Source organism: Mesorhizobium sp. M1A.F.Ca.ET.072.01.1.1 (genome assembly GCF_004023325.1).
Classification (GTDB): domain Bacteria; phylum Pseudomonadota; class Alphaproteobacteria; order Rhizobiales; family Rhizobiaceae; genus Mesorhizobium.
This window is the reverse complement of sequence record NZ_RZSF01000308.1, coordinates 1-8,048: the sequence shown is the minus strand read 5'-3', so window position 1 is coordinate 8,048 and position 8,048 is coordinate 1. Positions and strand designations below refer to the sequence as shown.

The 8,048-nt window shown below is 65.3% G+C and carries 7 protein-coding genes; all 7 read left to right on the top strand.

What is annotated here, in order from left to right; genetic code table 11:
• On the top strand, window positions 1–343 hold a 343-nt coding region (locus tag EOA32_RS29600; RefSeq protein ID WP_145971381.1), incomplete at its 5' end, for a LysR family transcriptional regulator substrate-binding protein.
• Between the two features lie 194 nt (window positions 344–537).
• Entirely contained in the window at window positions 538–1,017 is a 480-nt protein-coding gene (locus EOA32_RS29595; RefSeq protein WP_128373610.1) for a formate dehydrogenase subunit gamma, read from the top strand.
• On the top strand, window positions 1,014–2,570 hold the full coding sequence (locus tag EOA32_RS29590; RefSeq protein ID WP_128373609.1) for an NADH-quinone oxidoreductase subunit NuoF: 1,557 nt from the start codon (window positions 1,014–1,016) through the stop codon (window positions 2,568–2,570). Before EOA32_RS29595 ends, EOA32_RS29590 begins: the two co-directional genes overlap by 4 nt.
• Before the next feature lie 10 nt (window positions 2,571–2,580).
• Complete coding sequence (gene fdhF, locus EOA32_RS29585; RefSeq protein WP_128373608.1) at window positions 2,581–5,493, top strand: formate dehydrogenase subunit alpha; 2,913 nt, start codon at window positions 2,581–2,583, stop codon at window positions 5,491–5,493.
• Window positions 5,494–5,495: 2 nt separating this feature from the next.
• Entirely contained in the window at window positions 5,496–6,326 is an 831-nt protein-coding gene (gene fdhD / locus EOA32_RS29580) for a formate dehydrogenase accessory sulfurtransferase FdhD (RefSeq protein ID WP_128373607.1), read from the top strand.
• Window positions 6,316–6,630: a formate dehydrogenase subunit delta gene (locus EOA32_RS29575; RefSeq protein WP_067003609.1), complete on the top strand. Its 315-nt coding sequence runs from the start codon at window positions 6,316–6,318 to the stop codon at window positions 6,628–6,630. Before fdhD ends, EOA32_RS29575 begins: the two co-directional genes overlap by 11 nt.
• A 123-nt stretch (window positions 6,631–6,753) precedes the next feature.
• A partial coding sequence (locus EOA32_RS29570; RefSeq protein WP_128373606.1) for an alpha/beta fold hydrolase occupies window positions 6,754–8,048 on the top strand: 1,295 nt, incomplete at its 3' end.

Genomic DNA, 8,048 nt, shown 5'->3' with positions numbered 1-8,048 from the left:
CCAGCTGCCGCTCTGCCTGCTGACGCCGGACATGCAGAACCGCCGCATCATCGACCAGCATCTGGCGGAAGCCGGCGTGCAGGTGCGGCCGACGCTGGAATCCAACTCGATGATCGTGCTGTTCTCGCATATCCGGACCGGCAAGTGGTCATCGATCATGCCGCTCAACCTTGCGGAAACATTCGGCTTTTCCGAACCGATCCGGGCCATTCCGATCGTCGATCCGGATGCCAGCCACACGGTCGGGCTGGTGGCGGCGCCGCGCGAGCCGCACACGCCGCTGGTGCAGGCGCTGCTGGACGAGGCAATGGCGCTGGCAGACGATTTCCGTTCCCACCGCTAGGCTAGACAATGCGGGCTCAGCGTTTCTGATAGAAAATTTCTATCAAGCGACGAGACTGCTTTATTGATCTCGGAGGTTTCCTCTGATTTCATAAGGACTTAGCGATATTGCGCCCTGTGCATGTCGTTGCCCCAAAACCGCTCTATATTTTGGGGTGACATATGTGTTGGCGCCACGGCCAGGGAGGGCGCTGCATGCCGATGCAGCCTGCAAGTACCGAGATCGCGTCGCGCATAGCGGCGATCATCGAGGAATTGAAGGACCTCGAAGGTCCGTTGCTGCCGATTCTCCACGACATCCAGGAAGAATTCGGACATGTGCCGCAGGCGGCGCTTCCGGTCATCGCCGACGGGCTGAACCTCTCGAGAGCGGAGGTGCATGGCGTCGTCACCTTCTATCACGATTTCCGCGCCAAGCCGGCCGGCCGGCATGTGCTGAAGCTCTGCCAGGCGGAAGCCTGCCAGTCGATGGGTTCGGAAGCCGTCGCCACCAAGGTCAAGCAACTGCTCGGCATCGATTTTCACGAGACCGCACGCGACGGATCGGTTACACTGGAGCCGGTCTATTGCCTCGGGCTTTGCGCCTGCTCGCCGTCGGCGATGCTCGACGGCGAAGTGATCGGCCGGCTCGACGACGAGAAGATCGAAGAGATCGTCGCGGAGGTGCGTTCATGATCCCGCGCATCTACATCCCTGCCGATTCCGGTGCTCTGGCGCTCGGCGCCGAAAAGGTCGCCAGGGCGATCGAGAAGGAGCTCAAGGAGCGCGGGGGCGAGGCCAAGATCGTGCGCAACGGCTCGCGCGGCGCCTATTTCCTGGAGCCGATGGTCGAGGTTGCGACCGCCGAGGGCCGCGTCGCCTACGGGCCGGTCAAGCCGTCTGACGTGAAAAGCCTGTTCGACAGCGGTTTCCTCAAGGGTGGCCATCACAAGCGCTGGCTGGGCGCTCCAGACAAGATCCCCTTCCTCGCCAAGCAGACGCGGCTGACCTTCGCGCGCTGTGGCGTCATCGACCCGCTGTCGCTCGACAGCTATAAGTCGCATGGCGGTCTGAGAGGCCTGCAGAACGCGGTCGCCATGGCGCCGGCCGAGATCGTGAACCAGGTGACCGAGTCCGGCCTGCGCGGCCGCGGCGGCGCAGGCTTCCCGACCGGCATCAAGTGGAAGACGGTTCTCGATACGAATTCCGAACGCAAGTATATCGTCTGCAACGCCGACGAGGGCGACAGCGCTACCTTCGCCGACCGCATGATCATGGAGGGCGATCCCTTCGTGCTGATCGAAGGCATGGCGATCGCCGGCATCGCCACCGGCGCGACCAAGGGCTTCGTCTATATCCGCTCGGAATATCCGCATGCGGTGGCAACGATGAACAAGGCGGTCGCGATCGCCCGCAAGGCGGGCGTGCTCGGCGTCAATGTGCTGGGCTCGCCCAACGCCTTCGACATGGAAATCCGCGTCGGCGCCGGCGCCTATGTCTGCGGCGAGGAAACCTCGTTGCTCAACAGCTTGGAAGGCAAGCGCGGCGTGGTTCGCGCCAAGCCGCCGCTGCCGGCGATCCAAGGGTTGTTCGGCAAGCCGACGGTGATCAACAACGTGATCAGCCTGGCCTCCGTGCCGATCATCATGGACAAGGGCGCCGCCTACTACAAGGATTTCGGCATGGGCCGCTCGCGCGGCACGATCCCGATCCAGATCGCCGGCAACGTCAAGCATGGCGGCCTGTTCGAGACGGCCTTCGGCCTGACGCTGGGCGAAATCGTCGACGAGATCGGCGGCGGCACGGCCTCGGGGCGGCCGGTGAAGGCGGTGCAGGTCGGCGGCCCACTCGGCGCCTATTTCCCGCGCTCGCTTTTCGACACGCCGTTCGACTACGAGGCTTTTGCTGCCAAGGACGGGCTGATCGGCCATGCCGGCATAACCGTGTTCGACGACAGCGCCGACATGATGAAGCAGGCGCGCTTTGCCATGGAGTTCTGCGCCATCGAAAGCTGCGGCAAGTGCACGCCCTGCCGCATCGGCTCGACGCGCGGCATGGAGGTTCTGGACAAGGTCGCCGCGGGCATCGAGGCGGAGAAGAACCTCGCTCTGGTCACCGACCTCTGCAACACGATGAAGTTCGGATCGCTCTGCGCCCTGGGCGGCTTCACGCCCTACCCGGTGATGAGCTCGATCACGCATTTCCCCGAGGATTTTAAGCCGGCGCCGACGCGCGTGGCTGCCGAATAGGAGCTGGCAGATGAACATCAAAGCCGACTTCCCGACACTAATCGAAGAGATCGACTACGGAACGCCGGAGTCGAGAGCTGCGAAGCAGGTGACGCTGATCGTCGACGGGCAAAGCATCACCGTGCCGGAAGGCACCTCGATCATGCGCGCGGCGATGGAAGGCGGGGTCGAGATCCCGAAGCTCTGCGCCACCGACATGCTGGACTCTTTCGGCTCGTGCCGGGTCTGCCTCGTCGAGATCGAAGGCCGCGGCGGCACGCCGGCATCCTGCACGACGCCGGTCGGCGAGGGCATGGTGGTGCGCACGCAGTCCGAGCGGCTCGATGCCATCCGCCGTGGCGTCATGGAACTCTACGTCTCCGACCATCCGACCGGCTGGAACGAGAAGGCCGGAACCGGCGCCAGCGAGTTCGACGCGGTTGCGGAGTCGGTCGGTCTGACCGAGAACCGCTACGGCGTCGAAGGCCGCAACCACGTCAAGGAAGAAGGCGGCGTGGCGCCCGGCCATGGCTCGCTGGCGGTCGACTACATCGCCCGCGATGAGTCCAACCCCTACTTCACTTATGATCCGGCGCAGTGCATCGTCTGCTCACGCTGCGTGCGCGCCTGCGAAGAGGTGCAGGGCACCTTCGCGCTGACCATCGAGGGCCGCGGCTTCGAGTCCCGCATGGTCGCCGGCATGCATGAGGATTTCATCGCTTCCGAATGCGTGTCCTGCGGCGCCTGCGTGCAGGCCTGCCCGACCGACGCATTGCGCGAGAAGACCGTGCTCGAGAAGGGCATGCCGGAGCGCTCGGCCGTCACGACCTGCGCCTATTGCGGCGTCGGCTGCTCGTTCAAGGCGGAAGTGAAGGGTGACGAAGTCATCCGCATGATGCCCTACAAGGACGGCAAGGCGAACCACGGCCATTCCTGCGTCAAAGGCCGTTTTGCCTATGGCTATGCCACCCACAAGGATCGGATCCTGTCGCCGATGATCCGGGAGAAGATCACCGATCCGTGGCGCGAGGTGAGCTGGGAAGAGGCGATCGCGCATACCGCGAAGGAATTCCGCCGCATCCAGTACCAGTACGGACGCGGCTCGATCGGCGGCATCACCTCCTCGCGCTGCACGAACGAGGAGACCTATCTCGTCCAGAAGCTGGTGCGGCAGGGCTTCCGCAACAACAATGTCGACACCTGCGCGCGCGTCTGCCATTCGCCGACCGGCTACGGCCTCGGCCAGACCTACGGCACCTCGGCCGGCACGCAGGACTTTGACTCGGTCGAATACACCGACGTTGCCGTCATCATCGGTGCCAATCCCGCTACGGCGCATCCGGTGTTCGCCTCGCGGCTGAAGAAGCGACTGCGCGAGGGCGCCAAGCTGATCGTGCTCGACCCGCGCCGCACCGAGATGGTGAAGTCGGCGCATGTCGAGGCCGACTACCACCTGCCGCTGAAGCCCGGCACCAACGTCGCGGTGCTGACGGCGCTTGCCCATGTCATCGTCACCGAGGGCCTGTTCGACGAAGCCTTTATCCGCGAGCGCTGCGACTGGGCCGAGTTCCAGGACTGGGCGTCCTTCGTCGCCCTGCCGGAAAACAGCCCCGAGACGGTCGGCAAGCTGTCCGGCGTCGATCCTGAAGCGATCCGGGGTGCCGCGCGCCTTTACGCCAAGGGCGGCAACGGCGCGATCTATTACGGCCTCGGCGTCACCGAGCACAGCCAAGGCTCGACTACGGTGATGGCGATCGCCAACCTCGCCATGGCCACCGGCAATATCGGCCGTCCGGGCGTCGGCGTGAACCCGCTGCGCGGCCAGAACAATGTCCAGGGCTCCTGCGACATGGGTTCCTTCCCGCATGAGCTGCCGGGCTATCGCCATATCTCCGGCGAAGCCGTGCGCGACATCTATGAGAGCCTGTGGGGCGTGAAGCTGGACGAGGAGCCCGGCCTGCGCATCCCCAACATGCTGGATGCCGCCGTCGACGGCTCATTCAAGGGCATCTACATCCAGGGCGAGGACATCTTGCAGTCCGACCCCGACACCAAACATGTCGCCGCAGGGCTGGCCGCGATGGAGTGCGTCGTCGTGCACGACCTCTTCCTCAACGAGACGGCGAACTACGCCCATGTCTTCCTGCCGGGCTCGACCTTCCTGGAGAAGGACGGCACCTTCACCAATGCCGAGCGCCGCATCAACATGGTGCGCAAGGTGCTGGAGCCGAAGGCCCGCTACGCCGACTGGGAGGCGACGCAGGAGCTCGCCCGCGCCATTGGGCTCGACTGGAACTACACGCACCCGTCTGAGATCATGGACGAGATCGCCAAGACTACGCCGAGCTTCGCCGGCGTCTCCTTCGAGCTGCTCGACCGTGTCGGATCGGTGCAGTGGCCCTGCAACGAGAAGGCACCGCTCGGCACGCCGATCATGCATGTCGACGGCTTCGTGCGCGGCCAGGGCAAGTTTATCCGCACCGAATATGTCGCGACGGACGAACGGACCGGCCCGCGCTACCCGCTGCTGCTCACCACCGGGCGTATCCTGTCGCAGTACAATGTCGGTGCGCAGACCAGGCGTACCGAAAACGTCGCCTGGCATGCCGAAGATCAGCTGGAGATCCATCCGCACGACGCCGAGAACCGCGGCATCCGCGAGGGCGACTGGGTGCGGCTGGCGAGCCGTTCGGGCGAGACCACCCTGCGCGCGCTGATCACCGACCGCGTGTCGCCCGGCGTCGTCTACACGACCTTCCACCACCCGGACACGCAAGCCAATGTGATCACGACCGACTTCTCGGACTGGGCGACCAATTGTCCGGAATACAAGGTCACCGCCGTGCAGGTGGCGCCATCCAACGGCCCGACCGAGTGGCAGAGGGACTATAACGAGCAGGCCAAGCAGAGCCGCCGCATCGCCCCGCTGGAAGCGGCGGAGTAGTCTTGGCCGCGCGCCCCAAAGCCACGACGCAAATCTCGCGGCTGGCGCGTCGTGCCGGCGGCACGGCGGCTGCGAACCGCATGGTGCCGGAGGAGACGCCGGTCGCGTTCTCCTATGCCGGCACCACCCATGCGGTGATGATGGCGAGCCCGGCCGATTTCGAGGATTTCGCGCTCGGCTTCTCGCTCACCGAAGGCATAGTTGCCGACCCGGCAGAGATCGAGGCGATCGAAGTCGAGGATCTCGGCGCCGGCATCGACATCCAGATCAAGCTGAAGGACCGGGCCAACACGCGCTTCCAGGCGCGACGGCGCCGGCTTGCCGGGCCGGTCGGCTGCGGCCTGTGCGGCATCGAATCCATCGAGGAAGCGATGCGGTCGGTCGACGCGGTCGGTTCGTCGAAGCTTACGCTCGACGCCGAAGACGTCACGCGTTCGGTCAAGCTGCTGTCGAAGCAGCAGCCGCTGCACATCGAGACCGGGGCGGTGCATGCTGCCGGCTTCTACGTTCCCGGCAAAGGTATCGTGATGGCGCGCGAGGATGTCGGCCGCCACAATGCGTTGGACAAGCTCGCCGGCGCGCTGGCCAAAGCCGGCATCGACGGCGCTAGCGGCGCCGTCGTGGTCACCTCGCGCGTGTCGGTGGAGATGGTGCAGAAAACCGCCGCCATCGGTGCCCCGATCATCATGGCGGTTTCGGCGCCGACCGCGCTTGCCATCCGCACCGCCGAGTCCGCCGGGATGACGCTGGTGGCGCTGGTGCGCGGCGACGATTTCGATATTTTCACCCACCCCGACCGGGTGGCTTGCGGAGTTGCCAAGCATGTCGCATGACGAAGACCACATCGCCAGCACCAAGGAAAAGCTGGTGCGCATGGCCAATCAGATCGCCACCTTCTTCCATTCGAAGCCGCGCGAGGAAGGCATCGCCGGCGTTGCCGAGCACATCAACAAATTCTGGGAGCCCAGGATGCGGCGGCAGTTCTTCGAGCTGCTGGACGGCGACCCGGAAGATTTCGACGAGTTGGTGATCGCCGCCTCCGCCAAGATCAAGCGTCCGCTGACGGCGGAGCAAGCCGACAAGAGCCTCGGTTACAGCAAGCCTGCGGAGGCTGAGGGCGCCATTCCGCACAAGTAGGGCCTCGGGGCCGCATCGGCGCAAAGGTCTTATATTTCCGCTCTCTAAAGTTTCGCTGCCGCAAGCCGGCTGCCTCTGCTATGGTTGACGACAGGAGATCGTCTGGCCGGGCGGGGTAGTTGCGTGAGGCCGATCGAGACCAGATATGCCCGTAGCGGGGATGTGCGGATCGCCTATCAGGTGGTCGGCCAAGGCTCGTTCGATCTGGTCTTCGTCCCCGGCTTCATCTCCAATCTCGACCTACAATGGGAAGATGAGGGCTACAGCCGCCTGCTGAAGCGGCTTTCGACTTTCTCACGGCTGATTCTGTTCGACAAACGCGGCACCGGGCTTTCGGACCGAGTGGACAACCATCATCTGCCCGGCCTGGAAACCCGCATGGATGACGTGCGCGCGGTGATGGACGCCACCGGCAGCGGCCGCGCGGCGATCCTCGGCGCTTCGGAAGGCGCACCGATGGCGATGCTGTTTGCCGCGACCTATCCGGAGCGGACGCGGGCACTCGTGCTCTATGGCGGTTATGCGCATTTCCACAAATGGGTAATGCCGCCGGAGCGCCTGGAAGCCTTCATCGAGGTTGCCGAGACTTGCTGGGGCACCGGCGCGACCTTGCCCAATTTCGCGCCAGGCCGCGTGGATGACACGCATTTTGCCCGGTGGTGGGCACGGTTCGAACGGCTGTCGGCCGGCCCGACGGCCGCGGCAGCCCTTGCCCGCATGAATGCAGACATCGACGTGCGCGGCATTCTGTCCGCGATCAGCGCGCCGACGCTGCTGATCCATCGCCGCAATGACGCGCGCGTCGATCCGGAGGCCAGCCGCTTCCTTGCCAAGAAGATTCGCGGCGCCCGGCTTGTTGAGATACCCGGCCGCGACCATCCGATCTGGACCGGGGACGTCGACCGGGTGGCCGACCTGATCGAGGAGTGCCTGACCGGCCAGCCGGCGGTGGCCGACACCGAGCGGGTGCTTGCCGCGCTGCTGGTGACGCGCATCTTCGACACCGCCAAGCTCGGCGACCGCATGTGGAGCGAGCGCAGCCAGCGCTTCCAGGAAGCATGGCGGCTGCTGGTGGGCCGCCATGGTGGGCGGATTGCCGGCACGCATGGCGAATTGATGATCTCTCGTTTCGACGGGCCGGCGCGCGCCATACGCTGCGCGGCGGCGCTGCGCGATGCGGCGCAGCAGATTGGCGTGGCAAGTGGGCAAGGCGTGCATGTCGGCGAGATCGAAATGCGCGGCCAGCCGGTCGGCCTCACGGCGCGGGTGACCATGCAGCTCGCCACCCATGCCGGACCCGGCGACATCCTCGCTTCGCGGCTGGTCGCCGAACTGGCGATAGGCTCCGGCCTGCGTTTCATCGACGCCGGACGTGTCAGTCTCGACGAGCTGAGCGAGCCGCTGCCGGTGGTCCAGGC